This is a genomic window from Streptomyces sp. NPDC003038 (assembly GCF_040611115.1).
In the GTDB taxonomy this organism is placed as follows: domain Bacteria; phylum Actinomycetota; class Actinomycetes; order Streptomycetales; family Streptomycetaceae; genus Streptomyces.
The window spans coordinates 226487-250425 of record NZ_JBEXNN010000004.1; the positions used below are offsets into that span (position 1 = coordinate 226487).

27 protein-coding genes, 1 tRNA gene and 2 pseudogenes are annotated in these 23939 nt (G+C 68.8%); 8 read left to right on the forward strand and 22 right to left on the reverse strand.

What is annotated here, in order from left to right; genetic code table 11:
- Nucleotides 1-144 precede the first annotated feature (144 nt).
- Nucleotides 145-752 (reverse strand): annotated as a pseudogene (locus ABZX75_RS07590) (ATP-binding protein).
- A gap of 85 nt (nucleotides 753-837) precedes the next feature.
- Nucleotides 838-1638: a glycerophosphodiester phosphodiesterase gene (locus ABZX75_RS07595; protein WP_355408881.1), complete on the reverse strand. Its 801-nt coding sequence runs from the start codon at nucleotides 1636-1638 to the stop codon at nucleotides 838-840.
- 227 nt (nucleotides 1639-1865) lie between these two features.
- Between ABZX75_RS07595 and ABZX75_RS07600 the strand changes: the two genes are divergently transcribed.
- From ABZX75_RS07600 to ABZX75_RS07625, 6 genes are all read left to right on the forward strand, one after another.
- Entirely contained in the window at nucleotides 1866-3398 is a 1533-nt protein-coding gene (locus ABZX75_RS07600; protein WP_355408883.1) for a trypsin-like peptidase domain-containing protein, read from the forward strand.
- 118 nt (nucleotides 3399-3516) lie between these two features.
- Entirely contained in the window at nucleotides 3517-4422 is a 906-nt protein-coding gene (locus ABZX75_RS07605) for a LysR family transcriptional regulator (RefSeq protein WP_355408885.1), read from the forward strand.
- Nucleotides 4423-4501: 79 nt separating this feature from the next.
- The gene (locus ABZX75_RS07610) at nucleotides 4502-5056 is read left to right on the forward strand and encodes a cysteine dioxygenase family protein (RefSeq protein ID WP_355408887.1); all 555 of its coding nucleotides are present in this window, start codon (nucleotides 4502-4504) and stop codon (nucleotides 5054-5056) included.
- Nucleotides 5056-6108 (forward strand): putative sulfate exporter family transporter, encoded by a 1053-nt coding sequence (locus tag ABZX75_RS07615; RefSeq protein ID WP_355408889.1) that lies wholly within the window; start codon nucleotides 5056-5058, stop codon nucleotides 6106-6108. Before ABZX75_RS07610 ends, ABZX75_RS07615 begins: the two co-directional genes overlap by 1 nt.
- Before the next feature lie 192 nt (nucleotides 6109-6300).
- Nucleotides 6301-7260, forward strand: a complete 960-nt coding sequence (locus ABZX75_RS07620; protein ID WP_355408891.1) for a peptidase — start codon at nucleotides 6301-6303, stop codon at nucleotides 7258-7260.
- A gap of 64 nt (nucleotides 7261-7324) precedes the next feature.
- Nucleotides 7325-7409: transfer RNA gene (locus ABZX75_RS07625), tRNA-Ser, on the forward strand.
- Between the two features lie 137 nt (nucleotides 7410-7546).
- Here ABZX75_RS07625 and ABZX75_RS07630 read toward each other — a convergent pair.
- The 16 genes from ABZX75_RS07630 to ABZX75_RS07705 form a co-directional block, all read right to left on the reverse strand.
- Nucleotides 7547-8950: a site-specific integrase gene (locus ABZX75_RS07630; protein ID WP_355408893.1), complete on the reverse strand. Its 1404-nt coding sequence runs from the start codon at nucleotides 8948-8950 to the stop codon at nucleotides 7547-7549.
- Between the two features lie 66 nt (nucleotides 8951-9016).
- Complete coding sequence (locus ABZX75_RS07635; RefSeq protein ID WP_355408895.1) at nucleotides 9017-9205, reverse strand: helix-turn-helix domain-containing protein; 189 nt, start codon at nucleotides 9203-9205, stop codon at nucleotides 9017-9019.
- Nucleotides 9206-9278: 73 nt separating this feature from the next.
- On the reverse strand, nucleotides 9279-10721 hold the full coding sequence (locus tag ABZX75_RS07640; RefSeq protein WP_355408897.1) for a phage/plasmid primase, P4 family: 1443 nt from the start codon (nucleotides 10719-10721) through the stop codon (nucleotides 9279-9281).
- Nucleotides 10718-11035 carry a hypothetical protein gene (locus ABZX75_RS07645; protein WP_355408899.1) on the reverse strand — a complete coding sequence of 106 codons (318 nt, stop codon included), beginning with the start codon at nucleotides 11033-11035 and terminating at the stop codon, nucleotides 10718-10720. The genes ABZX75_RS07640 and ABZX75_RS07645 overlap by 4 nt, the downstream gene beginning before the upstream one ends.
- Entirely contained in the window at nucleotides 11032-11928 is an 897-nt protein-coding gene (locus ABZX75_RS07650) for a bifunctional DNA primase/polymerase (protein ID WP_355408901.1), read from the reverse strand. Before ABZX75_RS07650 ends, ABZX75_RS07645 begins: the two co-directional genes overlap by 4 nt.
- Entirely contained in the window at nucleotides 11925-12608 is a 684-nt protein-coding gene (locus tag ABZX75_RS07655; protein WP_355408903.1) for an SAM-dependent methyltransferase, read from the reverse strand. Before ABZX75_RS07655 ends, ABZX75_RS07650 begins: the two co-directional genes overlap by 4 nt.
- Nucleotides 12609-12705: 97 nt before the next feature.
- Nucleotides 12706-12894 (reverse strand): hypothetical protein, encoded by a 189-nt coding sequence (locus ABZX75_RS07660; RefSeq protein WP_254381992.1) that lies wholly within the window; start codon nucleotides 12892-12894, stop codon nucleotides 12706-12708.
- 162 nt (nucleotides 12895-13056) lie between these two features.
- Nucleotides 13057-13299: a hypothetical protein gene (locus ABZX75_RS07665; RefSeq protein WP_355408905.1), complete on the reverse strand. Its 243-nt coding sequence runs from the start codon at nucleotides 13297-13299 to the stop codon at nucleotides 13057-13059.
- Nucleotides 13300-13449: 150 nt separating this feature from the next.
- Nucleotides 13450-15516, reverse strand: coding sequence for a cell division protein FtsK (locus ABZX75_RS07670; RefSeq protein ID WP_355408907.1), 2067 nt, complete (start codon nucleotides 15514-15516; stop codon nucleotides 13450-13452).
- Nucleotides 15517-15611: 95 nt separating this feature from the next.
- Nucleotides 15612-15809 carry a DUF6257 family protein gene (locus ABZX75_RS07675; protein WP_355408908.1) on the reverse strand — a complete coding sequence of 66 codons (198 nt, stop codon included), beginning with the start codon at nucleotides 15807-15809 and terminating at the stop codon, nucleotides 15612-15614.
- Nucleotides 15810-15883: 74 nt separating this feature from the next.
- Nucleotides 15884-16051 carry a hypothetical protein gene (locus ABZX75_RS07680; protein WP_355408910.1) on the reverse strand — a complete coding sequence of 56 codons (168 nt, stop codon included), beginning with the start codon at nucleotides 16049-16051 and terminating at the stop codon, nucleotides 15884-15886.
- A 33-nt stretch (nucleotides 16052-16084) separates the two neighbouring features.
- Nucleotides 16085-16468, reverse strand: coding sequence for a DUF6251 family protein (locus tag ABZX75_RS07685; RefSeq protein ID WP_355408912.1), 384 nt, complete (start codon nucleotides 16466-16468; stop codon nucleotides 16085-16087).
- A gap of 2 nt (nucleotides 16469-16470) precedes the next feature.
- Nucleotides 16471-16842, reverse strand: coding sequence for an RRQRL motif-containing zinc-binding protein (locus ABZX75_RS07690; RefSeq protein ID WP_355408914.1), 372 nt, complete (start codon nucleotides 16840-16842; stop codon nucleotides 16471-16473).
- Entirely contained in the window at nucleotides 16839-17678 is an 840-nt protein-coding gene (locus tag ABZX75_RS07695) for a DUF2637 domain-containing protein (protein ID WP_355408915.1), read from the reverse strand. Before ABZX75_RS07695 ends, ABZX75_RS07690 begins: the two co-directional genes overlap by 4 nt.
- A complete protein-coding gene (locus tag ABZX75_RS07700; RefSeq protein ID WP_355408917.1) occupies nucleotides 17675-17950 on the reverse strand; it encodes a DUF6303 family protein in 276 nt (91 codons plus the stop codon). The genes ABZX75_RS07695 and ABZX75_RS07700 overlap by 4 nt, the downstream gene beginning before the upstream one ends.
- Nucleotides 17947-18216 carry a DUF6284 family protein gene (locus ABZX75_RS07705; protein ID WP_355408919.1) on the reverse strand — a complete coding sequence of 90 codons (270 nt, stop codon included), beginning with the start codon at nucleotides 18214-18216 and terminating at the stop codon, nucleotides 17947-17949. The genes ABZX75_RS07700 and ABZX75_RS07705 overlap by 4 nt, the downstream gene beginning before the upstream one ends.
- A 560-nt stretch (nucleotides 18217-18776) precedes the next feature.
- Here ABZX75_RS07705 and ABZX75_RS07710 point away from each other — a divergent pair.
- Nucleotides 18777-19907: a helix-turn-helix transcriptional regulator gene (locus tag ABZX75_RS07710; protein WP_355408921.1), complete on the forward strand. Its 1131-nt coding sequence runs from the start codon at nucleotides 18777-18779 to the stop codon at nucleotides 19905-19907.
- Here the strand turns inward: ABZX75_RS07710 and ABZX75_RS07715 are convergent.
- From ABZX75_RS07715 to ABZX75_RS07730, 4 genes and pseudogenes are all read right to left on the reverse strand, one after another.
- On the reverse strand, nucleotides 19891-20667 hold the full coding sequence (locus tag ABZX75_RS07715) for an NUDIX domain-containing protein (protein WP_355408923.1): 777 nt from the start codon (nucleotides 20665-20667) through the stop codon (nucleotides 19891-19893). The genes ABZX75_RS07710 and ABZX75_RS07715 overlap by 17 nt on opposite strands.
- 366 nt (nucleotides 20668-21033) lie before the next feature.
- A complete protein-coding gene (locus ABZX75_RS07720; RefSeq protein WP_355409097.1) occupies nucleotides 21034-21885 on the reverse strand; it encodes an ImmA/IrrE family metallo-endopeptidase in 852 nt (283 codons plus the stop codon).
- Between the two features lie 117 nt (nucleotides 21886-22002).
- A pseudogene (locus tag ABZX75_RS07725) lies at nucleotides 22003-22224 on the reverse strand (helix-turn-helix transcriptional regulator); the annotation flags it as partial.
- 36 nt (nucleotides 22225-22260) lie between these two features.
- A complete protein-coding gene (locus ABZX75_RS07730) occupies nucleotides 22261-23070 on the reverse strand; it encodes a hypothetical protein (RefSeq protein ID WP_355408925.1) in 810 nt (269 codons plus the stop codon).
- Between the two features lie 470 nt (nucleotides 23071-23540).
- Between ABZX75_RS07730 and ABZX75_RS07735 the strand changes: the two genes are divergently transcribed.
- On the forward strand, nucleotides 23541-23807 hold the full coding sequence (locus ABZX75_RS07735) for a hypothetical protein (RefSeq protein WP_355408927.1): 267 nt from the start codon (nucleotides 23541-23543) through the stop codon (nucleotides 23805-23807).
- Nucleotides 23808-23939 lie beyond the last annotated feature (132 nt).

A 23939-nucleotide genomic window follows, 5' to 3' on the forward strand; every position in this document is an offset into this window, starting at 1 on the left:
GGCGTCGTGTCTGGGCGCGAGCCTAGCCGTTCGTACCGCCGGAACCGGTGGAGTGCGGCCGGGAGCACGGTCGGCGTGCGCTCCCGGCGGCCGCTGTACGGATGACCGGTACTACTGTCGGGGATCTGGGGATCCGGTCAGTGGTCAGGGATCCAGATCGTCGAAGACCCTGCCGAAGTCGATCGCCGGGGGCGCAACGCGCGTAGCGAAATCCTCATGCCGGGGCCCACAGGCGACGATCACCCACACGGTGACCTCACCCGCCGCTCCGTCCCGGACACCCCAGTCCTGGGCCAGGGCGCTGATGATGTTCAGCCCTCGGCCGCCCCGTGCGGTCACCGAGGGCGTGGCTGGAACAGGGCGGGTAGGACCGCCCCCGTCCGTGACCTCGACCGTCAGCCGCCCCGCCTTGTCGACGCGCCAAGCGGCGCGTATCTCCCCGTCTCCGTCCCCGGCCTCCCGCGTGCTCAGGGGCCTGCCATGCCGACAGGCGTTGCTGAGCAGTTCGGAAAGGATCAGTACGGCATCGTCCACGACGGATTCGGACACTCCGCTGATACGCAATTGCTCGCGCATACGGTGTCTCGCCTCGGCCACGCCAGCAGGCCCATGGCGTACGTCCATGCACGACGACGTGGGCACTTCTTGTGCCACCACCAACGCCACCCCCGGAACCTCCTTAGCCCCACGCATGATCTGGATGCCCCCCTGGCCTGGACCGGAAACCGCCGATGGGGGGCCCTCTGAGGCATTCAGGGCCGTCGAACGCGGAGCGGATGCGCCGGAGCACACCCCGTCACGAGCGGGTCAGCGGTGACGGGTGCGCAAATCGGGGCGTCAGCGCCCTAGTTGTGACAGAACCTGCCGGGGCCTGTTCGTGATGATCGCTTCTACACCCAGATCAGCGCACAGCTGAACGTCATCTGGCTCATTTACGGTCCATACGTGTACGGAATGCCCCGCGCCCTGAAGCTTGCGGATGAAGCCGGGGTGGTTGCGCACGATCCGCATTCCCGGACCCGCGATCGTCACTCCGGCGGGCAGTCGCCCGTCCCGCATCCGGGGCGAGATGAACTGCATCAGGTACACGGTCGGAATCGTCGGTGCGGCCGCGCGCACCCGGTGCAGGGAGCGCGCGGAGAAGCTCATGACGCGAACCGGGTGCGGGCCCTCGACGGGCGGGGCGTCGAGACCGAAGCGCTTGAGGAGGAAGAGGAGGCGCTCTTCCACCTGTCCGGCCCAGCGGGTCGGATGCTTCGTCTCGATCGCGAGCTGGACCGGCCGCCCGGCCGCGGAGACCAGCTCCAACAGGCGTTCCAGGGTGAGGACGGAAGTGCGCTCGGGGTCCGCGTCCCAGTCGGGGGCCTCCTCGCGGTCCTTCCAGGAGCCGAAGTCCAGGGCGGCGAGGTCGGCCAGCTCCAGGGCGGAGACGGCGCCGCGGCCGTTCGAGGTGCGGTTCACCCGGCGGTCGTGGACGAGGACCAGATGGCCGTCGGCGGTGAGCCGGACATCGCATTCGAGGGCGTCGGCGCCGTCCTCGATGGCCTTGCGGTAGGCGGCCAGGGTGTGCTCGGGGGCATCCTCCGAGGCGCCGCGGTGGGCGACGACCTGGATGGGGCGCGGCGTTGCGTGGGTCACCGGGTCATGGTGCCACCGAGAGGGGTCGGGACGTCGAGCCCGGGTGCCTCGGACGCGCCCGAAATGTCGGTTATAAAGAAAGGGGGAAGATGCACAGGTCCGGCTTACAGTGCTCTGACGGGACATGGGAAAGGCTTTACCCAGGAACTTGTGCGGCACGTCGAACGTTCAGTCGAACCGATATCGCCAGAGATTTCTGAAGCCGTGTGTGACGAGGAGAGAGCGCTGTGAGCACCGAGAACGAGGGCACCGCGGCCCCCACACCCCCCGCGGCCCCGTCCGCACCCCCTGCTCAGGCCTCCGAGACGCAGGCGCCGGTATCTGCTCCGCAGCCGGCCGTCGCGCCGCCGGCCGACGCACCGCAGGTTGCCCCGGTACCTGCCGCCCCGGCCCCGGCCGAGCCGGTGACCCAGCAGCTGCCACCCACCCAGGCGCCCCCGGCTCCGGCCCAGGCCCCGGCCTACGCCCAGGCCCCGGCCTACGCCCAGGCTCCCGCTCCGCATGGCCAGCCTCCGGCCGCGCACGGAGCCGGCGGCTGGCCGCCCCCGCCGCCCCCGGTCCCGGCGTACGGTGCGGGCGGTGGTCACGGCGGCGGTGCCTGGGGTGCTCCCCCGCACCCCGAAGGCCACCCGGCGCCCAAGCCGAAGGGCAGGGGCGGCCTGATCGCGGGCGTGCTCGCGGCGGCCCTCGTCGTGGGCGGCGTCGGCGGCGGCGTCGGCTACTGGGCCGCGGACCGCAGCGACAACGGCAGCGGCTCGACCACGGTCAGCGCCGGCAACGCCCCCAAGGACTTCAAGCGCGAGGCCGGCTCCATCGCGGCCCTGGCCGCGGGCGCCCTGCCCAGCGTGGTCACCATCGAGGCCTCGGCCGGCGACGGCGAAGGCGGCACCGGAACCGGCTTCGTCTACGACCAGCAGGGCCACATCCTCACCAACAACCACGTGGTGGCCTCCGCCGCGAACGGCGGCAAGCTCTCCGCGACCTTCTCCGACGGCAAGAAGTACGAAGCCGAGGTGGTGGGCCGGGCCCAGGGGTACGACGTCGCCGTCCTCAAGCTGAAGAACCCGCCGAGCGGCCTCAAGCCGCTGCCGCTCGGCGACTCCGAGAAGGTCGCGGTCGGCGACTCGACCATTGCCATCGGCGCCCCCTTCGGTCTGTCCAACACGGTCACCACCGGCATCGTCAGCGCCAAGAACCGCCCGGTGGCCTCCGGTGACGGCTCCGGCGGCAAGAACTCGTACATGAGCGCTCTCCAGACGGACGCGTCCATCAACCCGGGCAACTCCGGCGGCCCGCTGCTCGACGGGCGCGGCGCCGTCATCGGCATCAACTCCGCGATCCAGTCCGCCGGCAACGGCGGCTTCGGCGGCGGCCAGGCCGGTTCGATCGGCCTCGGCTTCGCCATCCCGATCAACCAGGCGAAGAACGTGGCGGAATCGCTGATCAAGACCGGCAAGCCGGTCTACCCGGTGATCTCGGTCTCCGTGGACCTCCAGTCCAAGGTCGAGGGCGCCAAGATCTCCGAGCAGGGAGCTCCGGCCAACGAGCTGGTCGACCCGAACGGCCCGGCCGGCAAGGCCGGCCTCAAGCCCGGCGACATCATCACCGAGTTCGGCGGCAAGCCGGTCGACAGCGGCCCGACCCTGATCAGCCTGATCTGGACGTACAAGCCCGGCGACACGGTGAAGCTCACCTACCTGCGCGACGGGAAGCCGACGACGGTCGACATCACGCTCGGCTCGCGGGTCGGCGACAAGTAAGGCGCCCCGCGAGAGGCGCCACGTACGGGGCGCCGGGCACAGGCGGTGGCTTGATGGGGAGGGGCCGTAGGCGGGATTCCGCCTACGGCCCCTCCCAACGTCCGCTTATGCTTCCCTCGTGTTCGATTCCCGGCACATACGGACGTTCCACGCGGTGGTCGCCTCCGGGTCCTACTCGGCGGCCGCTCGCGCCCTCGGTTACACCCAGCCCGCCATCACTCAGCAGATGAAGGCGCTGGAACGCTCCGTCGGAACACCTCTGTTCACCCGTGTCGGCCGCAAGATGCTGCTCACCGAGGCCGGGGAGTCCCTCTCCCGGCACGCCGAGACCATCCTCGGCAGCCTCTCCGCCGCCGAGGCCCAGCTGAAGGCGTACGCGCGCCTGCGCACCGGCCGGGTGCGGCTGTGCGGCTTTCCCAGTGCCAATGTCACCCTCGTCCCCGAGGCCCTGAGCGGCCTCGCCAAGGACCATCCGGGCGTGCAGGTCGAGCTGCTGGAAGGTGAGCCGCCGGACTCGCTGCGCCGGCTGGAGCGCGGGGAGTGTGACATCACGCTGGCCTTCACCTATCCCGGCCTGCACGAGGAGATCCCGGACGAGGTCACCGAGGTCAGGCTGCTGGAGGACCAGCTGACGGTGCTGCTTCCTACCGGGCACCCGCTGGCCCGGCGCCGGGCCGTACACCTGGCCGACCTCGCCGAGGAGCGGTGGATCGCGGGCTGCCCGCGCTGCCGGGCGAACCTGCTGCACGAGTGCGCGGAGCTGGGCTTCGTACCGGACATCCGCTTCGCCACCGATGACAACCTGGTGGTGCAGAGCCTCGTCGCGCAGGGCCTGGGCGTGGCCATGATGCCCGCGCTGGTGCTGCCCTCCCTGTCACTGAACCGGGTCTGCGGGCGGGCGCTCCAGCCCGCCGCCCGCCGCCATATCGCCGCCTACGTCTACCGCGACCACCTGCGGGTTCCGGCGACGGCCGTCGTGCTCGACGCGCTGAAGCAGGTGGCCGCGAACCGGGTCGGCTGCTGACCGATCCATAAGCCGCGCTTGGGATTTCCGGTCACAACTGTCGTTGGACGTGATGGAACGGCGGCAGCACGCTGCGGATATGACCACCACCACGCCGGCCCGCACCACCACGAGGATGGCCGCCCTCGTCCGTGATATCCGTACCGTCGTGGACCGGGGGCTGGCTCCGGACGTGACCGCCTACCTCGTGGGCCAGCGGGTGGCCCCGCACCTGGGGACACCCGACCTGCTCACCCCCGAGCAGCGAGAGGGTCACCCCGACCGGTACCGGCAGCACATCCTGCATGCCGAGCCGGACGGGAGCTTTTCGGTGGTGGCCCTGGTGTGGCTGCCCGGGCAGGAGACAGCCATCCACGACCACGTCTCGTGGTGCGTGGCCGGCGTGCACGAGGGCGAGGAGAGCGAGCTCCGCTACCGGCTGGCCCCGGCCACGGCCACGACGGGCGCCCGCCTGGTGGCGACCGAGGAAGTCGTCAACGGCCCCGGCGACGTCTGCGGATTCGCGCCGCCCGGCGACATACACAAGGTCCGCAACTCCTGTCCTACGACCGCGATATCCCTCCACGTCTACGGCGCCGACGTCGCCCGTCTGGGCAGCAGCGTCCGCCGCGTCTACACGCTCCCCTCCCACTGATGGCCCTGCTGAACCGCCCTGTCGTACGGGCGGCGCGGACGGATCGTGTTTCACGTGAAACATCGACTCCCTGGCCGGGATTGGGGTTCGCCGTCGCCGGCGCCCTCGCGGCGTGGTGCGTACACCGCCTCCTGCCGGCCGTACCCATGCTGACCGCGTCCGTGGTACTGGGCATCGCGGTGGCGCACCTCCCCGGCCTGCGGTCCTTGGTACGCGGAACCGCGCGCCCGGGGCTCTCCCTGGCCGGTCGGCGGCTCATGCGCATCGGCATCGTCCTGCTGGGCCTCGGCCTGGGGCTGGACCAGGTGCTCCGGCTGGGCTGGGCGACCGTGGCCATGGTGATCGGGGTCGTCGCGGCCACCTTCTTCGGCACCCTCTGGCTGGGCCGACGTCTCGGACTCCCGGGCCGGCAACCGCTGTTGATCGCCACCGGGTACTCGATCTGCGGAGCCTCGGCGATCGGCGCGGTGAGCGAGGTCTCGGGCGCCGACGAGGAGGACGTGGCCGCCTCGGTGGCGCTGGTGACCTTGTGCGGGACCCTGGCCATAGCGGTGCTCCCCCTGCTCCAGACTCCCCTGGGGCTCTCCGACCCGGCCTTCGGCCGCTGGGTGGGCGCGAGCGTCCACGACGTCGGCCAGGTGGTGGCGACCGCGCAGACCGCGGGCCCGGGCGCGCTCGGCGAGGCGGTCCTGGTCAAGCTGATGCGGGTGGCGCTGCTGGCTCCCCTGGTGGCGGCCGTGGCCTTCTCCGTACGGGCCCGGCGGCGCGGGGTGCGCACCGCCTCGGGGCGCCGGCCGGCTCCCGTGCCCCTGTTCGTGGCCGGGTTCCTCGCCGCGGCCGCGCTGCGCGCCACCGGGGCACTGCCCGACGTAGCGCTGGAGTGGGCGCACACCGCTCAGGAGGCGCTGCTGGCGGCGGCCCTGTTCGGCCTCGGGAGCGCGGTGCATCTGCCGACGCTGGCCCGGACCGGCGGGCGGGCCGCGGTGCTGGGGCTCGGGGCGTGGGTGGTGGTGGCCGGCGCCTCGTACGCGGGCGTGATGCTTACCGTATGAGGGCTCGGACGGAAGGGAGTTGGCCAACTTGTGGCCGGAACCGACCGAACGTTCCGACTGCCTCCTGACATTGACGCGCTGCCGTGCCACTCTGCCTCCGCACGTCGCACAGCCGATCCGCACCGACAGTTCTTCACCCCCCACCCTGCTCGGGTCCGACCGACGGACCGGGCACGGCAGAAGGAGTCCTGCGTGAATCGTCATCGCACGGCCGTATCCGTCCTCATGAGCGCGGGCACCCTGATCGCGGGCGCGCTGACGGCGGCCACCCCCTCGGTCGCCGCGGACACCCCCGCGTCGTTCAGGCAGCAGCACACCCAGGGCTTCTGGACCGCGGAGCGGATGCGTGCGGCCGCCCCGCTCGACATCACAGCGGCGCCGGGAGCGTCCCGTACGCCGGTCGCCACCTCGGCCACCCCCACCCGCATCCCGGCGACGCCCGCCGCATCGCCCGCCGCATCGCCCACCGCGTTCCCGCAGGCGGGCGGGGCCTGGACGGGCGGCGGCGCGGTGGTGAGGACCTCGGGCCGGGTCTTCTTCACCATGGGGGACCGGACCGCCTCCTGCTCCGGCGACTCGATCACCAGCGCGAACGGCAGCACGGTCATGACGGCCGGTCACTGCGTGAAGTACCAGGGGTCCTGGCACACGAACTGGGTCTTCGTCCCCGCGTACGACAACGGCGCCGCGCCCTACGGCCAGTGGTCGGCCACCAAGACCTTCGCCACCGACCAGTGGGCCGCGAGCGAGGACATGAACATGGACGTCGGCCTCGCCGTCGTCGCCCCGCTGAACGGCCGGACACTCAGCCAGGCCGTCGGAGCCCAGGGCGTCCTCTTCAACGGCGGCTACAACAAGAAGATGTACTCCTTCGGCTTCCCCGCGGCCGCGCCCTACGACGGCTCCAAGCTCGTCTACTGCAGCGGCAACAGCGGCAAGGACTTCCTGCTGACCAAGGACCACAGCCTGGCCTGCAACATGACCGGCGGCTCCAGCGGCGGCCCCTGGTTCCAGGACTTCAACGAGACCACCGGCCTCGGCACCCAGGTCTCGGTGAACAGCTTCGGCTACACCTTCCTGCCGAACCGGATGTACGGCCCGTACTTCGGCAACGAGGCGAAGGCGGCCTACGACAGGGCCCAGAACGCCTGACCCCCCACCCACCCCCGCTCCCGCCCCCGCGGACCCCCCACCGCCCGGTACTCTGTACCGGCCAGGTGGGTTGCCCGAGCGGCCTAAGGGAACGGTCTTGAAAACCGTCGTGGCGCGAGTCACCGTGGGTTCAAATCCCACACCCACCGCACCAGGTCAGAGAACCTGCTGATCAGAAGGGGTGCCCCTCATGGAGGGGCACCCCTTCGTCGTTCACCCTGTCTCACCCTGGATCGCCCCTGTCGCCATGGTGACCAGCATGTGTGGCCAACTTGTGGCCAGGCCATCAGGACTCCCCCGCTGTGCCTTCGTCCGCCAGGGCCTGGTCAATGAGCTGGTTCGACACCTGCTGCTGGCCGCGAAGGATCTTGGCGTAGAACTTCCAGAGCACCGCCACGCTGTGCCCGGCGCGACGTGCAACCTCTACGGGGTCCACACCAGCCTTGATCCACAGCGATACGCCGGCATGCCTCAGGGAGTACGGGACCTCACCGAGTGGCGTCCCGACATCCTGAGCGGGGAGCGCCTTCCGGCGTGCTTCGTTCCACACCCGGGTGTACTCGTTCGAGCCGACCCGGCCACCCTCAACCGCACGGAAGAGTCGCCCATCGGCGGCGACACCATCGCGATCCAGGTGGCTCCGGAGCAGCCGTACGAGCACGGGCGGGATGGGTACAGACCGGCTGGCCTTCCGAGCCCTCCGCTTGAGACCCCGTTCGTCGTAGGGTGTCCCGCCATCCGTCCACCCCGCCCCGACTTCCGGTCGACTCCGGCGAAGGACGAGCTCTCCCCATCCCTTCTGGGGAAGCTTGCAGTCAGCCTTGGTGAGTGCTGCCACTTCGGACGGACGCATGGCGGCGTAGTAAATGCAGCCGAAGAAGGCATGGAGGTGCTCGCCCCGGGTGCCCTGAGCGCGCACGGCACCCAGGAGCCGACTCGCAAGCTCGGGACCGGGAACGTACTGGAAGTCGACTTCGTCATCGGTCTGCGGAGGGTCCCAGTCGACCTTGGGGAGAGGGTTGGTGGGCAGGGCGTCACACTCGACTGCGTACCGCAGGGCGTTGCTGAGGACTGCACGCTTGCGCCGGACGGTGTTGTCGGCTGCGCGCTTGCCGTTGAGGAGCCGCGAAACAGCGGACAGGGCACGGCGAAGGTTCTCCGATTCCGCCACATCGGTCACGCGGAGGGAGTTCTTTGCGATCCAGTCCAGGGCCTGAGCAGCGTCCGCCGGCGGCTGGTCAGCATCCATTCGGGCTACCACGTTCCCGTTGCTGTCTACCGTCATCTGGAAGGCCCACGATCGCAGAGCCAGCCGGAGAGCCTTCGGGTCGGGAGCCGCCTTGCCGCCGGTCACCAGTGCCATGGTCACGTTGGTCATCGCCTCAGCGATGCCGACGCGGTGTTTGGCGGCTGCGTCCGGCCACTTCATGCAGGTGTAGGCGCGGGCGTGCTCGAACCAGGTGGGTGACTTGAGCTGACGAAGCTCCGAGACGGGGAGCCCAGATGCGATGTCGAACTGTTCGCCGTCGCGGACGGCGCCCATGAGCTGAGCGCGTCGACCGTCGGCCAGCGTCTTGGTCAGGAACGGAGCCTGGTGCTCCTTACCCCCGACGACCCATCGCAGCTGGTAGGGGGCGCTCTTGCTCTGCCTGGAACGGATACCCCAGATCCGCACGTCATAGCTGTACAAGGTGACTCCGCTCAAAGGGGAGGGCCCCAGCCGGACGGCTGGGGCCCTGTGATGTACGGGTCGGGTCTACGCGGCCGATACCTCGCACCCGCTCAACCAGGCGTCCAGGTCGGACCGCCGGACACGGAGTTGACCGTTCGGGAGCTTGTGGAGTCGGGGCGCGTTGCCACGGGAGCGCATGCGGTAGAAGGCGGCACGGCTCATGTCGATCTCTTCGAGTACCTCAGCGAGCTTGAGCATCTGAGGGCGGGCCATCGTTCACTCCTTGCCGTCTGGCGGTCGTGCGCGAGTTGGATTCACATTGCGTTGAGTCGCGACTCAACGCGTCTCAGACGTGGTCTATGGCCGGTTGAGTCGCGGTGAGTCGCGACTCAGGGGAATGTGGATCGGACTGCTTGAGCGTGATCCCGCTGTACGCGGGCACCTGCCGGCCGTACTGGTCGCGCGGGCGGGTGCGGCGGAGCTGGGGGACGACCGACTGGAGATTGCGGCCGAAGACCTGCTTGGTTCCGGCGCGTACGCCGTTGTCCTCGGCCCACTCGCGCCAGATGGCCCACAGGGCGTCCACGGGTACTTCGCAGGCCGGTCCGGTGTTGCAGCGTTCGCGGACGAAGGCGCTGGTGGGGGAGGCGGTGTCTTGCATGATCATGACCGCGTCCTGGGAGGAGGCGGGTTGGGTGATGCGGCCGGTTTGCTGGAGGCGGGCGAGTCCGTCGAGGGCCCAGTTGAGGATGCCGGGCATCTCGCGCTTGAGGGATTCGTCGAGGGTGGTGTCTTCCTTGCCGAGCCAGGAGACGGTCATGTTGAGGACGATGAAGCGTCGGGCGATCACGCCGGAGGAGTCTCCAAAGCTGGGGAGTTCGTTGGTGAGGATCATCAGCCGCGTGGGCAGCTTCCCGGTCCAGAGGTCGCGGTACTTCCGGTCGATGTCGATGGTGTCCTCACCGGAGATCGTGAGGAGCCGTTCCACGACCTGACCGCCCTCGTTGCCGGTCAGCCGGGCGTCGGAGATGACGGCCAGCGGCTTGTCGACGAGGGAGGACAGTCCGAAGTTGGTGCCCAGGCTGGCCAGGGTGGGGCCTGCGATGTTCTTCTTGCCGACGAACTCGGTCAGGACCCGGGTGATGGTGCCCTTCCCGGACCGGGTGGGCCCCTTGATGAGGAGGATCTTCTGTTGGTCGGTGCGGCCGGACAGGACGTAGCCGAACCATTCCTGCAAGGCTTGGATGGCGCTGGGGTCATCGGGCCAGAGCTGGTTGAGGAATTTCTGCCAGGCCGGGGCCGTGGCGTCCTCGTCGTAGGCGAACGGCACGGACACGAGATTGAAGAACCCCGGTGTGTGGGGCAGCAGGGCCCTGTCCCGGATCCGCAGGAGTCCGTTCTCACAGGCCACGATCGGGCTTCGGTCGGCCGCAGCTTCCTCCCGGTCGGTCCAGGAGGGGGCGTCCACCTCCGAGGGCAGCAGGGTGATGGCGGACAGGGCGTCCAGGAGGTTGCTGAGCTTGGTGCGGGTGGGCGCCCAATCCTTGACCTCGGGCAGGCCGTCCTTGTCGAGGCCCGCTACGTAGGTCGCGTGCTCCAGCTCCTTGTAGAGGGTGGCGCGCATCTGCTGCTCCTCGAACTCGCGCCAGCAGGTGCCCGTCCAGCGCATCCACGCTCCCCGCCACCGCCTGCACAGCAGACGCTCCTGCTCGTCCTGCCAGCCGGGCAGGATCCGGCGCGCAACGGCCATTGGGTTGGACGGAGCGGGCAGCTCCTCGGCGAGGCTCATGCGACCTTCCTCCGTTCCTGCGTGGTGTCGATGTGGGGGCAGATGGTGCGGTGCTGCTCGTGGTCGGCGATCAGGGCGAGCGCGCGCCGCTGGCCGGCGGCGAACAGGTCCCTTCCGCACGCGCACCAGGACCGGACCGATGGGGTGGCGCCGCGTCCGGGGGCGTTGATGTGGAGCCAGGCGACGGGGCGGCGCCCGTCGTCCCAGCGCGGGTCAGAGCGAAGGGCAGAAAGGACGCCTTCGGCGACGACCTTCGGCGCACCACTCGCGTCGGTGGCGGGGGTCGGTTCGGCGGAGCGGGGGCCGGTGGTCACGTCGCCCTCACCGCCACAGCGGCAAGGCCGCGCGTGACCGCGCGCTCGGCGTACGCCTCCGGTACGCCGACGGCGACGGCCGCGTCGATGACCTGGCGCCCGAGCATCTCCAGCCCGCACGGCCCCGGGCAGGCGGTGTGCTGGTTGGCGAGGAAGCGGGCGACTCCGTAGGCGGCGCTGCCGGCACCCTCGTCGTGGCAGGCGGCGACCCTGGCGAGTCCCCGGGTGAGGCCGGTGTGTACGAAGGTGTCGGTGTGGCGGCACCCTGTGGCCACCGACCGGTCCCAGGCGGCGCGGGCGGGAGAGGAAGAGTCCACCTCCCCGCGAGGCCGGGTGGACTCTTCCCTCAAGACCAGCCTCCGGACGAGGTCCGGCAGGGCCGCGATGGGACCGGTGCCGGGGCTGCGCCACACGGCGTAGGACATGAGGGATTTGATGTCTACGCCGGGCCGAACCTTGTTGGCGGACTGCATGGTTCCCCGGTAGATCCAGTGCTCCCCGCGCGAGGTGGGCACCACCTTGGTGGCGGGCAGGGTCTGGCGGGCCCAGGCGACCGCGTCGGCGTTGTCGAGGTCCACGACGGTGAGCCGTGCGCCGCCGGGGTGGTAGGCGACTCCTCCGGCCTGGCGCCAGGCCAGGGCCCAGGCAGGTCCGGTGAGGACGTCGGGGTTGGTGGTGGCGGCGGCCCAGCCGTGGCAGGGGGCCGGGCACTGGCAGGGCCCGGCGAACTTCATGTGCGGGCGATCCCCGCACTGGCACGGCCCGGGGGCCTTGCTGCTGGTGCAGGCGGGGCAGTTTCCGAAAGGGAGCTTGCCCTCCCTCAGCGGCAGCACGGGCAGGCCCAGTTCCGTGAGCCAGAGTGCGGTCCGCAGGTGGCCGGTAGCGGTGCTCATGCGGCCACCGCCGGGGCGGCGAGGTGGGCGAGGGCCTGGTGGCCGATGTGCTCGGCGTAGGCCGGGGGGATGCATTCGCGGATGCCGTCGCGGTTCATCCAGGGGACGTCCATGACGCGGCGGGCGTGGGGGACGCCGGAGAAGTTCCCGACGAACTGCCCGAACCAGCCTTCGGGGATGGGGCGGCCCATCTTGGCCTGCGGGGCGGTGTGGGCGGGGTGTGCGGGCGGGGTGAGGGTGAAGCCTCCGCCGGTCTCGAAGTACCGGTGCCGGTAGGTCTCCAGGCCGAACATGGCCCCGCACAGCATCACCGGCCGGTGCAGCTTGTAGGCGGCGCCCCGGACGTTCTCCATCACCCACGGCCGCCCCGTCGCGTTGAGGGCTTCGCGGGTCGGGCCGATGAGGTCGGGGTGGGTGTTGCCCTGGATGCGCTGGCAGTCGGTGTCGTGCTGGCAGGGCGGGGAGGCGTGGATGAAGTCGAACCCAGCGCCGAACTTCTGGATGAAGTCGATGGCGTCGCTCTGGTGGAAGCCGAGCGGGTAGCGGGTCTGGGCGTCCTTGTCGACACCGGTCACGTCGAAACCGGCGCGGTAGTAGCCCATGCCGGCGCCGCCCTGGCAGCAGAACGCGTCCAAGAGGCGCGGCTGCTGCTCGCGCGGGATGTCGGTGGTGTGGGTCATGCTGGTCTCTCCAGTTCTGTTGGTTCTGGATGAGGGCGGCCCCGGACTTTGGCGAGACGGGGGCCGCCCTTTGTCATGCCTGTCGAGCGGTCGGGTCCTAGAGGTTGGGGATGGCGGCGACGATGGCGTTGGCCATCTCGTTGATGGGGCCCGCGGCGCCGGTCGAGGCGAGGAAGAACCCGAATCCGGCGGCGACGAACGCCCCTCCGGCGCTGAGGCTGTGGGAGCGCAGGAGGAAGTACAGGACGAGTCCGAAGAGCGCGACGAGCGAGACGGTGATGGCCATGCCGGAATCTCCTTTGACGGTGCTCGGGGGGTGCTGGGAGGCTGCGCGTACTTCGGGTGCTGACAAGCTCGGGGTTCTACCGGTGGCCGTGTCCGCCTAGCTCCACCATCGGAGCGGGGTCCGCCTTATGGCGTGCGGCCACCGGCCTTCTGCTGTCCGGGATCAGCGGCTGCCGACGCGGTGGATCTCCCGGCTCTGGTTGTGCAGGCGGCGCCCGACGCGCAGGCGCTTGCCCTGGCCGCGGCAGCGGCGGCAGGGCTTGACCCGCTTGACCTTCCCGGACCGCTTGAGGGTGAGCTTGGCGCCGATGCCGTCGCACTTGCGGCAGGTCCCGAACGGACTGGCCATGCACAACAGGGTGTAACCGGCGAGGGCGGCGAGGATGAGGGCGCTAGCGATGAGCATGCGGGTCTACTCCCAGCGTTGGGGCGGTTTCCAGGTGTTCTCGCAGATGGGCCGCTAGACACTAGATCCCTGATCAGAGCCCTGATGGGGTGCTAGCGGGGCTGCTAGACCTAGCAGCAGCGGGTGCTAGGTCTAGCAGCGGTTCCAGGGTCAGGCGGCGGCCCGATCGGCGTCACGGCGAGTGATGGCGGCGGTGATGTCGGCGCGCTTGATGCCGCGCCGGTTCTTGCCCTCGCCCTCGTCGTCCTGGCCCCAGACCTGTCCGGGCTTGATGCCCCAGGGCTTGAGTGCGGCGGTGACGTTCTCACCCTTCCACCCCGCATAGGCGTCCGGGCGGAGCCCGGTGAGGCGGGCGGCGATCCGCTCGCACCACACCGCGTCCTCGTCGCCGGGGATCACGGCGAGGGTGTCGGTGAGGATGTCGAGTCCGGCGGTCGCTTCCGGTCCCTTGCCGATGGCGTGGCCGGTGACGTTGCCGTACTCGTCCCGCATCTTCCGCGCTCGGGCCACGACCTGCTCGGCGGCGACCGCGTCGACGAAAGCGGAGGCGACGATGCGCGGGTCGTCGCCCTCGCCGGCCATCCAGCAGATGCCCCGGTCGGAGCGGGAGAACATCGTCGCCCGGTACCCGGCCTTGTACATCGACGTGCCGAGGATCATGTCGTTGGCGGGCTGGCCCATGACCTTGAGCGCGAACCGCAGGACCGCGTTCGCGGAGATGCCGGTCGGCAGGGACTTGGCGTCGGGGCGCTGAGTGCCGAACATGCCTACGATGCCCAGGGCAGGCCCGCGCTTGGTGATGTCGGTGCAGATGTCCTCGATCTCCGCCCCGTACTTCTCGTGCTCGAACGGCACCTGGCACTCATCCAGACCGACGACGATCGGATGCAGCCCCAGCGTCTTGTCGCTGGCCAGCTCGGGGGTCACCTTCGACTCCGGGCACCGCGAGCGCGGCAGGGACTTGATGACCTTCGCCCGCCGGCGCAGCTCGTCCTTCAGCTCGCGCAGGGCTTGGACGACGTACTCGATGTCCTCGTCTTCCTCGCCGGCGCGGTAGCGGTGGCAGACCGGCTCCAGCGCGGAGAAGTCACCGGTGCCCTTGAAGTCGAACGCGTAAATCTGGGCGCGCGGGTCGAGAGCCGCGATGAGCAGGAGCAGCCGCATCAAGAACGTCTTGCCCATGCGGGGAATCGACCCGACGACGACCGCGGCGAACATGAGGGTCACGGACACGTCCCGCATGCGCTGGTCGTTGCCGAACACGACCGGCTTGAACAGGTCCACCTGCCCGGACTTCAGGAGCGGCCAGGCGGGCTTGGTGGTCTCGTTCATCGGCTTGTCCCCCACCCACAGCACGAGTCGTCCTTCGTGCTCGGCCGGGTCGGGGGACGGCCAGACGCAGCCGACCTTGCGCCGCAGTCCGGAGGCCAGGGGCTTGCGGGCCTCCATGATGTCCTCCGGCGTCACCCCGTATGGAAGGTCGAGGTCAGCTCGGTAGCCGGGCCCGTCCCTCACGATCTCCGAGGTGAAGCGAAGACCGTTCATGTCCCCGCCCTTCTTGATGGCGGCGGAGATCTTCGCGTTGCCGATGCTGTCCAGACCGCGGAGCACGATGGAGCCGGTCATCTTCTGCAGCTCGGTCTTCAGGACGGCCGGGCCGATGACGGGGGCGTCGGGCTGCTGACCGGCGAAGCCCAGGAGAAGGACTCCGCCAGCGGCGAACGCGTAGAGGAAGGCGGGGGCGAGGACGTAGAGCCACAGGGCGAAGCCGAGCCCGAATACCGCGGCGACGAGGGTGACCAGGCCGCGCAGCCGGATGCGGCCCTGGCGGAGCCGGGCCAGGCGCATGTACTCCTCGACGTCCTCGGTGCGGACGGCGAAGTCCCGCAGCGGGGCCGCTTCCCGGTCCCACACCCACCGGTTGGTGGTGGCGATGAACCGGCAGGCGCCCCGCGGCGACATCAGAGCGAGGCGGCCCGCGTAGACGGGCATCCGGACGCCGTGGAAGAGGGTGGCGTAGCCGAGGTTCGCGCCGGCGTGGCGGGCGGTGGCGGTGAAGTCGCGCCGGTTGGTGAGCCAGCCGGCGAGGACGGGCTTGCGCTTCTCGTCGCGGACCTTGGGGTCGGGCAGGTTCGGGTTGTCGACCATGGTCGGGATCACCGGCTCGACGTCCTCGTCCGGGACGGCCCACAGGTGCGTGCTCGGGGAATCGGTCATGCTGAGAACTCCTGCTCTCACTGACTGGCTCAGGGTGGGTGGGGCCCGGGGCGGCCGGCGTTCTTTGGCGAGAGGGCGGCCGCCCCGGGGCACAGCTACTTGCGCTTCTTGTTCTTGCTGTTCTTGGCGTTCTGCTCTTCGCGTTCGCGGGCGCCCTCGACGATCCGGGTGAACTTCCGCTCCAGGTCGCCCTGGTAGACGGTCTGGCTGGCGATACCGCGCTTGGCCATCCGGGCGGTCAGCCACACGAGCTTGGTGACTTCACCGGCGGTGTACTTCGGGTCCTTCGCCATGACGCTCCCTCCGGAGCCCGGGGCTGTCCCGGCTCCCCTCACCACCCGCACAGGCCGGGTGGATCGGGCAGCCGTCAGCGACGGCGCGGGAGCAGGATGTGAACCACGAGGACGGTTTCCACGGCGAGGAACGCAGTCCAGCCGATCTGGTGGCCCCAGGTCCGGGACATCCACAGCAGGGCCATTCCCAGCGCGAGGCCGAGAAGGACGATGAGCAGGTACCGGCTGACGATCGAGAGCATGCGAGAACTCCTCACGAGAGGTGACGGGAGAGGTCAGCCGCGACGGCGGCGGGCCTTGCGCACGTTCTTCACGGCCGCCGTACCGCTCGATCCGCCGATCGACTTCACGACGGTGTGGACACCCCACGCGAGGATCAGCGCGAGGAACGCGAGCATCGCGATGTTCACGGCGATCGCGGTCAGCACCCCGACGAGCAGCGGCCCGAAATACACGCCGGCCGCCACCGTCCCGGCACCGATGCCGGAGCCGAGCGCGATGCGCTGGACGGTCCGGTCGGGCGGGGCCTGGTGAATGTGCTGGTGGACGACCTGCGGCCCGGCGTACGAGGCGGGCAGGGCTGCCGGGTCGGCGTAGACGTGGGTGCCGTCCGGGAGCTGGACGACGGTGGCGTGCATGGGTTCGGGCAGGTGGTTCACGGTCAGCCCCCTTCGGGGTAGGCGCAGGGAACGCACATGCCGAGCGAGGCCGGTATGACGTATCCGGCGTCGAAGCGGCATTCGGGGCAGGTGCGACGAGCGGCATTGGCCTTCGCCAGCGCGGCGGTCTTGGCCGGCGTCATCGGTCGGACGGGCTTGGCCCGGTCGACGCGGTAGAGGAACGCGGCGAGCGGGCCGCGCCGGAAGCGCGGGCGCAGGACCTGACCGGCAATGTCCTGACCGCCGGGGCGCAGGCCGAGGGCTCGTAACTGCCGGCGGGTGGCGAGACCGTCCGGGGCCAAGCGCCACGGGAAGGTGGGCAGGCCGTGGACTCTTCCCAGCGGATCGTGGCAGTCGGCGAATGACAGGCTCATCCGGCCACCACCGCAGCAGCGTCCCGCTCACGCTCAGCCTTCAAGGCCTCCCGCACGACCCGGGCCTTCGCCGGGGACGTTCGCAGGGCCTTGCGGATCCCTTCACCGGTCAATTTCTCGACCGGCCACGACTCAGTCAGACTCCGCGCCTCACCGAGCAACTCGACGTCCGTTCGGGTCGGGCGGGTCGATCGGGCGGCCGCCGGGACTCGACCGGTCGCCCGACGGGGACGCGGCGACTCAGCCGCCGCGACGAGCGGCGGACGCTCCTCGATCGACTCGACCGGGACGGTAAGGGAAGAGTCCACCTCCCGCTTCGGCTCCGGCAGCTCGACCGGCGGTTCCTCCTGCTCAGGAGTAGACCGATTTACAGCAGTCTGTGCCGATTCTTGAGCGAGCGGTTCGATCGGGGGCTTGTGGTGGAGGACTTTGGCGACGAGATCGGAGCCGAAGTAGATCGACCCCACCGGAAGCGACGTCGCCAGCAGCACGAGCGCCCAGTTCGCCGGATCCCAGTCGGCCAGTCGAGTCCAGTCGATCGACTCAGCATGCAGCTCCGGCAGCAGCCCGTGCACGTAGTTCAGCACCAGAGACGCGAGCGTGTAGGCGGCCAGAACGCGCAGGGCGAACTGTCGGGCGGCGCCAGTGAGCACAAGGGCAGCGACGAGGGCGAGGGCCATCAGGCCGTCGACGACGAAGGGGTACAGCGTCGCCGCCGTGTCGTCCGCACCAATCGCCCGGGCCACGTCCCGCAGGGCGTTCCACGAGACTCGGAATGCCATGCCCACGACGGCGACCAGTGCGAGCACCAAAGCTGTCTTGGCCCGGCGGTTCACGAGGCGCCGCCGATCGGGCGCACGTCGAGCGCGGCGAGCAGCCGGACCCGGGCCGTGGCGCCGCTGACCAGTTCCTGCCACAGCCAGGTCGCGCCGCTCACCGGTTCGTATCCAAGGCCCGCCAGCGCCTCGGTGCGCTCGGCAAGCGTGGGGACCGGCGCGCTGTGACCGAAGTCGTGCTCCGGCCAGTTCAGCGAAGGGACGCCGCTGCTGACGACGTAGACCTCCCAGTCGCCGGAGTAGCTGTTCGAGAGGCGGGCGCTGTGGCTCATGCGGCACCGCCCGGCATGTTCACGGAGGCGGCCTGGTTGATCAGCGTCCGGCGGGCGGCGAGGACCCTGCGGCGGGCCCGGCGGACCCGGCGCTCGTCCAGCTCGGCCGGCGCCCGGTCCAACATCGTGATCTCCGCGTCGAGAAGGTCGACCTCCGCCAGGATCAGCGGCAACTCGAACTCGATCGCGTCCAGCTCCGCGTCCGACGGCTCCAAGCCGTCCGACCACGGGGTAACACGGTTCTGAAGTGCAACGATGGACTGCATGGGTCTTGCTCCTTCGAGAGAGGAACGGGGCCCGAACAGCAGCCCCCGGCGTTCGAGCGCCGGGGGCTGCACTGCGTTCGTGGGTCGAGCGGTATTTGCTCGGCTCCCTGCGACCCCGCCCGTACGAGACGGGCGGAGGAGGCAACCGGCCGCGCCGAGCGGCACGGAAGGTTGAGCAGTACGCATGTCTCCTTCAGGTCTAGGACCTGGCGTAGGCGTATGGAGACGTGACCTTTCGGTCTAAGCCCTCCGGTGAATGACAAGGCGCCGGGTCGCCTCCCCCCGTCCGATGCGGGGCTCCTGGTCGTACGTGCACACCGAAGTTGAGCCCTTTCGGGCCATCTGGTGCGCACCAGAAGCATGGCATCTGGTGCGCACCAGATGCAAGCCCTTGGTTCGTTCGGGGCTTGCCGGTGTTGTTCCGGTGTGACTTCAGGAAACGACCCAGACGGGGAGTCGCGGTAGCCAACAGGGGTTAACCTCATGGGTGTTAACCCGCTTTCACCTGCGGCGATTGGGTTAAGCCCGCGCAGGTGGCACGGCCATCGGAGGCGATGCACGTGGGCAAGGGATTACGAGATGTTCGTACGGCGCGGGGATGGTCGCAGGAGCGGCTGATCTTCGAGATCGAGCGCTACGCGCGGCAGCACATGCTGAACGTCGCGTCCAGCGCGAGCCTGAAGACCTACGTGTCGGAGTGGGAGAACGGCCGGCGGGCCATCACGGAGCGGTACGCCCTGATCCTCCGGCCACTGCTCGGGGTTACGGACGCCGAGTTGGGCGGGGAGCGTGCACACGCGGTCCCCCAGCAAGCTGACGGCTACGAGGACCTGTTGAGTCGGATCGACTCGGCGCGGAGTGTCAGCGACTCCATGGTGAGCACCTTCATGGACCAGACCGAGCTACTACGGACCATGGACCGGCAGATGGGTGCATCGGGCCTGGTGGACCAGATGGGCGGACACCTGGCGAGGATGGAGGACGCGCTCACCTTCGCCGTCCTGCCAGGAACGCGCCGTCCCATCGCAACGGCATTGGCCGGGGCAGCGACATTGGCAGCCTGGCAGGCGCTGGACGCCGGTTCCGTGGAGCGCGCCTGGCGGCACTACGAGTTGGCGAAACGAGCCTCGCAGGATGCGGACGCGCCCCAGTACTTGGCTCACGCCATGGGCGAGCAGGCGTACGTCCTGGGTGATGCCGGTCGACCCGAGATGGCAGTGGAGCTGATTCGTGACGCGCAGCGTACGCACGCGGAGCGACAGTCACCTCGCCTTCGGGCATGGCTGAGCGCGGCAGAAGCGGAGCTGTGCGCCGCTGCCGGCATGCACGATGATTCCAGGCACGCGCTCGACCGGGCGGCGGCCTCACTGCCGGAAGGTGTGGATGCCCGCGACCCGGACATGCTGAGCATCTTCCTGAATGCTGACCACCTGGCGCGCTGGCGGGGAAACGTCCTGGCGCTCCTGGGAGACAGCTCGGCCATGGATGACCTGTACGCATCGCTCCAGACGACGGACCCCACGTTCGTCCGGGCCAAGGCAGGTCTGCACAGCGATTTGACGCAGGCCCACCTTGCCCGCGGCGAGTTCGACGAGGCCCGTTCCAACCTTCAGCAGGCGCGCCTGTTGGCGAACCGCACGGGGTCTGTGCGGCATCGCCGGCGTGTGGAGCTGCTTACAGGGCGGTTGTAGCCCGCGACGCGAGGACGTGCAGGAGCGCGACCAGGGTCCCGGATCCCATGAGCTTCCCTTCGGCCATGAGCCGGGGGATGTCCGCCAGGGGTACCCAGGCGATCTGGCCGGCCTCCTCGATGTCCGTGGGTTCGCCCACCTTCACCGCACCCCGCGCCACGAAGATCTCGTGTGGCGAGTCGACCATGCCGATCATGGGCTGGTACGTCACGACGTGCTCGACGTTCGTAGGGCGCCAGCCGGTCTCTTCCTCGGTCTCCCGCGCTGCCGTGGTCGCCGCATCCTCACCCTCGTCCACGATCCCGCCGGGAAGCTCCCATCCCCACTGCTGCGGGACGAAGCGATAGCGCCACAACATCAGGACGCGCTGCTGCTCGTCGATCACAGCGGTGATCGCCACATGGTGGAGGCGCACCACGTGGTGCTCGAACCGCTCGACCCCGGGCGGCTCGACGTCGACGAGGTCGAGGTTCACCCACCGGTTCTCGTAGACAGTCCTGCTGCCGTGGATCGTCCAAGGCTCCAGCTCTGCCGGCGTGGGGACGGTATCGCCACCCATGACTCGGTACGAGCTGCGGTCGTACGCCTTGATGAGCCGCTCGTTCGCCAGCCGCGCGAGCACCTGGCGCAGGGCTGTGCGGCCGATGTCCAGCTCGGCGCTCATGACTCGCTCAGAGGGAAGCTTCTCGCCGGGGCCGTACTTCCCCGAGTCGATCCACGACCGGATCGTCTGGTAGACCCTCGTCGACTTCGGTCCCATCCTCAGAGCACTCTCCCCGTTCGTCGACTGGTGGTGGCCAGCGTAGTCGGGGGGAATCACGGAGGGCTCAACCATGCTCATCTCGCTCCTGATCTGACGTGAGGGCATCGCAAGGGCGGGCATCTCCGAGAGTGCCCGCGGCTGGTGATGGACATGCCGAATGATCACGGCTGTAGCCGACCTCTGGACAGCAGGACCACGACTGCGGGCGACGGGGCCAGAGGGCCAAGGCGCGGATGCGCGGGCGGTCGGTCAGCTGCCGTACGCAGTGCCAGCCTTGTGCTCAGATGCGACGTAGGCCCAGGTCGGAAGTTGTTCCGACCTGGGCCTACGCACAGAAACTCCGCAACTGGTCAAGCCCGGGACTCAAGTCCCGGGCTCGCCATTCTTGCTCCGAAAGAGAGGGATTACTCCATCCGCAGTATCAATTTCCTGAACCTCTAGGAACAGATCTTCGCGCACTGGGGATCTGGCTGTCACCGTTCGGAAGATCCCGGGAGTCACTCGTGATTCCCTAGCCAGGGAGAGTTCGTCCATTCCTACACTCGAAAGGATCTCCACAGCCTTCGGGTAAAGGGATGGCTGTTCCACAGCCGGCATCTCACCTGGTTCTCGGCGACGCCAGCCCTTGGAAGACAGGTAGGCGACTGCATTGCGATAGGTTACGTCGCTCATTACGCCAAGAGCCCTGGATCGGTATAGCAGGGCCTGGAGGCTCACGCCGTAATTCTCCTTCAGCTTGGCGAGAATTCTCCAGTCCGCCTTACTCGGGAGGAGATCGCGCAGCTCGGCTTCCGGAAGTAGGAATTCAGCTGCGAAGCGGTGAGCTTGATTTTCTACTACCTTACTTCCCGGTTCAGCATCTACATGCATTACGAGATGCCCAATTTCATGCGCAACGTCGAAGCGCTGGCGGTAGTAATCCTCCTTGGCTGGATTCAGTACTACCGTTGGCCTATAGCCATCGTCGAAGGAATAGGCGTCCACGGCGGCAGTTTGTGCGGGGCTAAACACCACCACGACACCGTGATTCTCCGCCAGGCGCACCAGGTGGCCAACTGGCCCAGAGTCGACGTCCCAGTGCTTTCGGAGGAGGCGGGCTGCCTCCTCCGGAAGGCTACTGGAGTCATCTTCCACGTCGACGCTTAGCCTCGGAAGGTCGGGCTCCGGAAACTCGACGTGCCGTTCGAGGGCTGCGCCTACATCCCCAGAGATCACCCCGTAGGCGAATGCTTGGTCACGCGCCAATTGCGTCGTCGAACGCAGCGACCGGAAGTGAGGCACGGAGTCGCTGGACGTTGACTGGTTGGGTCCAGGAAGGAAGAAACCGGGGTCCACGCCAAGCGTCAGGCATAGCTGCGCAACGGTAGCGGGAGCCGGGCGCTTCGTATTGTTTTCATACGCTGCGACAGCGGTGGGACTCTTGTCGATCTTTACTGCAAGAGCGTTCTTCCTCAGGCCGATCAGTTGTCGCGCAAGCGTCAACCGTCGGCCGTCGAAAAGGCGAGAGGCGTCACCAACCTGCACCTCTGTGCGGCGTGGGGAATTCATGACCATCCACTCGTTTCATTACTTGTCGATCTATGCCTACGCCTAGCGGTGCTCGCCGCTCCCTTCCGACGGCTGACGGCGAAGGCGAACGGGTGCATCCTGAACGTCGGGGGAGCCGGGGAGCGGGCCGGGAGGCGCAGGAATCGGTTCGGCAGTGAGAGTTCCCGGGTTGGCAGCAAGTAGATCATGCTTCCAGAACCAGGCATCTCCGCCCCCACGATTCAGGCGTGAGCGCCCCAAGTAAAGCTCTCGGATACCCAGCTCTCGTTCAATGCTGTGAGCAACGATGAGCGACGTTGCGTTGAGTTCCGCGTCCTGTTCCCTAACCGCGGCGGTGGCTGCGGCAAGGAACTCGGGCTCCTCGTCGAACAGGGTGGGGTTGGGGTCCAGCCACCCACGCGGCTTCCCCTGCGACGCGACGCGCTGCTTGGTGGGACTCTTCTGCGGCCAGGGGATGCGATTGCTCTCGCCGTAGACGAACGATGTGAGCAGAAGGCGCCAATCCCCGCACCGCCAGCCCGGCGACTGGTTGAGGGGGGACCACACAACCACGCCCGGGGTGATGAGCGGCATCTTCCGATGCTCGCCCGGGGCCAGCCCGGCGGCCACCAGGTCCAGGCCGGCGAAGGCAGACTCAGGCGAATCGACACCGTGCTTGCCCGTGGCGAAGGCGCGGTGCAGTCGGTCAACCAAGAGCCGGTGAGCTGTAGAGCCAACCCAGCCCTGGTCATGACCCGTGTCGGGGTCGAAGTCGTCCATGGTGCGCCGGTAGGCCGACGCGTCAGCCCATGCCAAGGCTGCGAGAACACCACTGGACTCAAGGTCCTCAAGCGCATCCTGCTGTTCGCTCATGCCGCATGACTCTACCCCATCTAAGTAACTGGCGCGGAAAACTAAACCATCAACCTGCGGCAAAGCTTCGAAGTAAACCGAACATGTGAGCGATTCGATGCAGCCTACCGCCCTTACGGTGGCTCCATCAGTGCCTCAGGGCCGCTCGTGCCGACGTACATCGGCGTCAGGCGGGCATCATGCCTGTGGCCAACCTCTGGCCAACATGACTGCCAGAAAGCGGACGTGAGGGCCAAAGGGCCAGGTGGGGGGATGGAGTAGTTCCGTCACGCGATCGGTCTTGAAAACCGTCGTGGCAGCGATGTCACCGTGGGTTCAAATCCCACACCCACCGCAGGTAAACGGCCCCTGACCAGTCAAAACGGTCAGGGGCCGCGTTCATGCGTCTCTGGGCGGCAGCCTGTGATTCCCCCTGATTCCCCACCCGGTCGGGCACGAGTGGGGCACGGCCCTGATGCGACGATGGGTGGGTGGCTGCGATTTCCGGCGCCTGGGAGAGGCGTGTACGCGACCTGACCGAGATTGTGATGAGCCCAGACCTTCCGCTGCGACAGGATGTGCTCGACTTCCTGAGGTGCGGCGAAGCTGCCTTGGCCGTGGAGACCTTGGCCGACTGGATCGGGGAGCTGGAGGACACGTCGGTCGTTTCCCGTGCGCATCGCTTCGAACTGATCGATCTGTCGTCGGGATTCTCCGAGGAGACACGCGACCGGGTGGCAAAGGCCGTCGCTGAATAGGCGCGGAGCCGACCGCCCCAGCCACCCCGGGCTACCGTCCTGCATCTGGTGGCCTCGCTCAGCCGCGCGGCCGGCGGAGCCGGGGCCCGGAGCGGGGCGCAGACAGGAGCGAGCCGCCTTGATGAGGTAGAG

What these genes read in the sequence shown, in the direction of transcription:
- ABZX75_RS07610 (WP_355408887.1), top strand. Translation starts at nt 4,502, where the DNA reads ATGACCACCACCACGCCGGCCCGCACCACCACGAGGATGGCCGCCCTC.
- ABZX75_RS07615 (WP_355408889.1), top strand. Translation starts at nt 5,056, where the DNA reads ATGGCCCTGCTGAACCGCCCTGTCGTACGGGCGGCGCGGACGGATCGT.
- ABZX75_RS07635 (WP_355408895.1), bottom strand. Translation starts at nt 9,205, where the DNA reads ATGGCCCGCCCTCAGATGCTCAAGCTCGCTGAGGTACTCGAAGAGATC.
- ABZX75_RS07640 (WP_355408897.1), bottom strand. Translation starts at nt 10,721, where the DNA reads ATGAGCCTCGCCGAGGAGCTGCCCGCTCCGTCCAACCCAATGGCCGTT.
- ABZX75_RS07650 (WP_355408901.1), bottom strand. Translation starts at nt 11,928, where the DNA reads ATGAGCACCGCTACCGGCCACCTGCGGACCGCACTCTGGCTCACGGAA.
- ABZX75_RS07655 (WP_355408903.1), bottom strand. Translation starts at nt 12,608, where the DNA reads ATGACCCACACCACCGACATCCCGCGCGAGCAGCAGCCGCGCCTCTTG.
- ABZX75_RS07660 (WP_254381992.1), bottom strand. Translation starts at nt 12,894, where the DNA reads ATGGCCATCACCGTCTCGCTCGTCGCGCTCTTCGGACTCGTCCTGTAC.
- ABZX75_RS07665 (WP_355408905.1), bottom strand. Translation starts at nt 13,299, where the DNA reads ATGCTCATCGCTAGCGCCCTCATCCTCGCCGCCCTCGCCGGTTACACC.
- ABZX75_RS07670 (WP_355408907.1), bottom strand. Translation starts at nt 15,516, where the DNA reads ATGACCGATTCCCCGAGCACGCACCTGTGGGCCGTCCCGGACGAGGAC.
- ABZX75_RS07675 (WP_355408908.1), bottom strand. Translation starts at nt 15,809, where the DNA reads ATGGCGAAGGACCCGAAGTACACCGCCGGTGAAGTCACCAAGCTCGTG.
- ABZX75_RS07680 (WP_355408910.1), bottom strand. Translation starts at nt 16,051, where the DNA reads ATGCTCTCGATCGTCAGCCGGTACCTGCTCATCGTCCTTCTCGGCCTC.
- ABZX75_RS07690 (WP_355408914.1), bottom strand. Translation starts at nt 16,842, where the DNA reads ATGAGCCTGTCATTCGCCGACTGCCACGATCCGCTGGGAAGAGTCCAC.
- ABZX75_RS07700 (WP_355408917.1), bottom strand. Translation starts at nt 17,950, where the DNA reads ATGAGCCACAGCGCCCGCCTCTCGAACAGCTACTCCGGCGACTGGGAG.
- ABZX75_RS07705 (WP_355408919.1), bottom strand. Translation starts at nt 18,216, where the DNA reads ATGCAGTCCATCGTTGCACTTCAGAACCGTGTTACCCCGTGGTCGGAC.
- ABZX75_RS07715 (WP_355408923.1), bottom strand. Translation starts at nt 20,667, where the DNA reads ATGGGACCGAAGTCGACGAGGGTCTACCAGACGATCCGGTCGTGGATC.
- ABZX75_RS07730 (WP_355408925.1), bottom strand. Translation starts at nt 23,070, where the DNA reads ATGAGCGAACAGCAGGATGCGCTTGAGGACCTTGAGTCCAGTGGTGTT.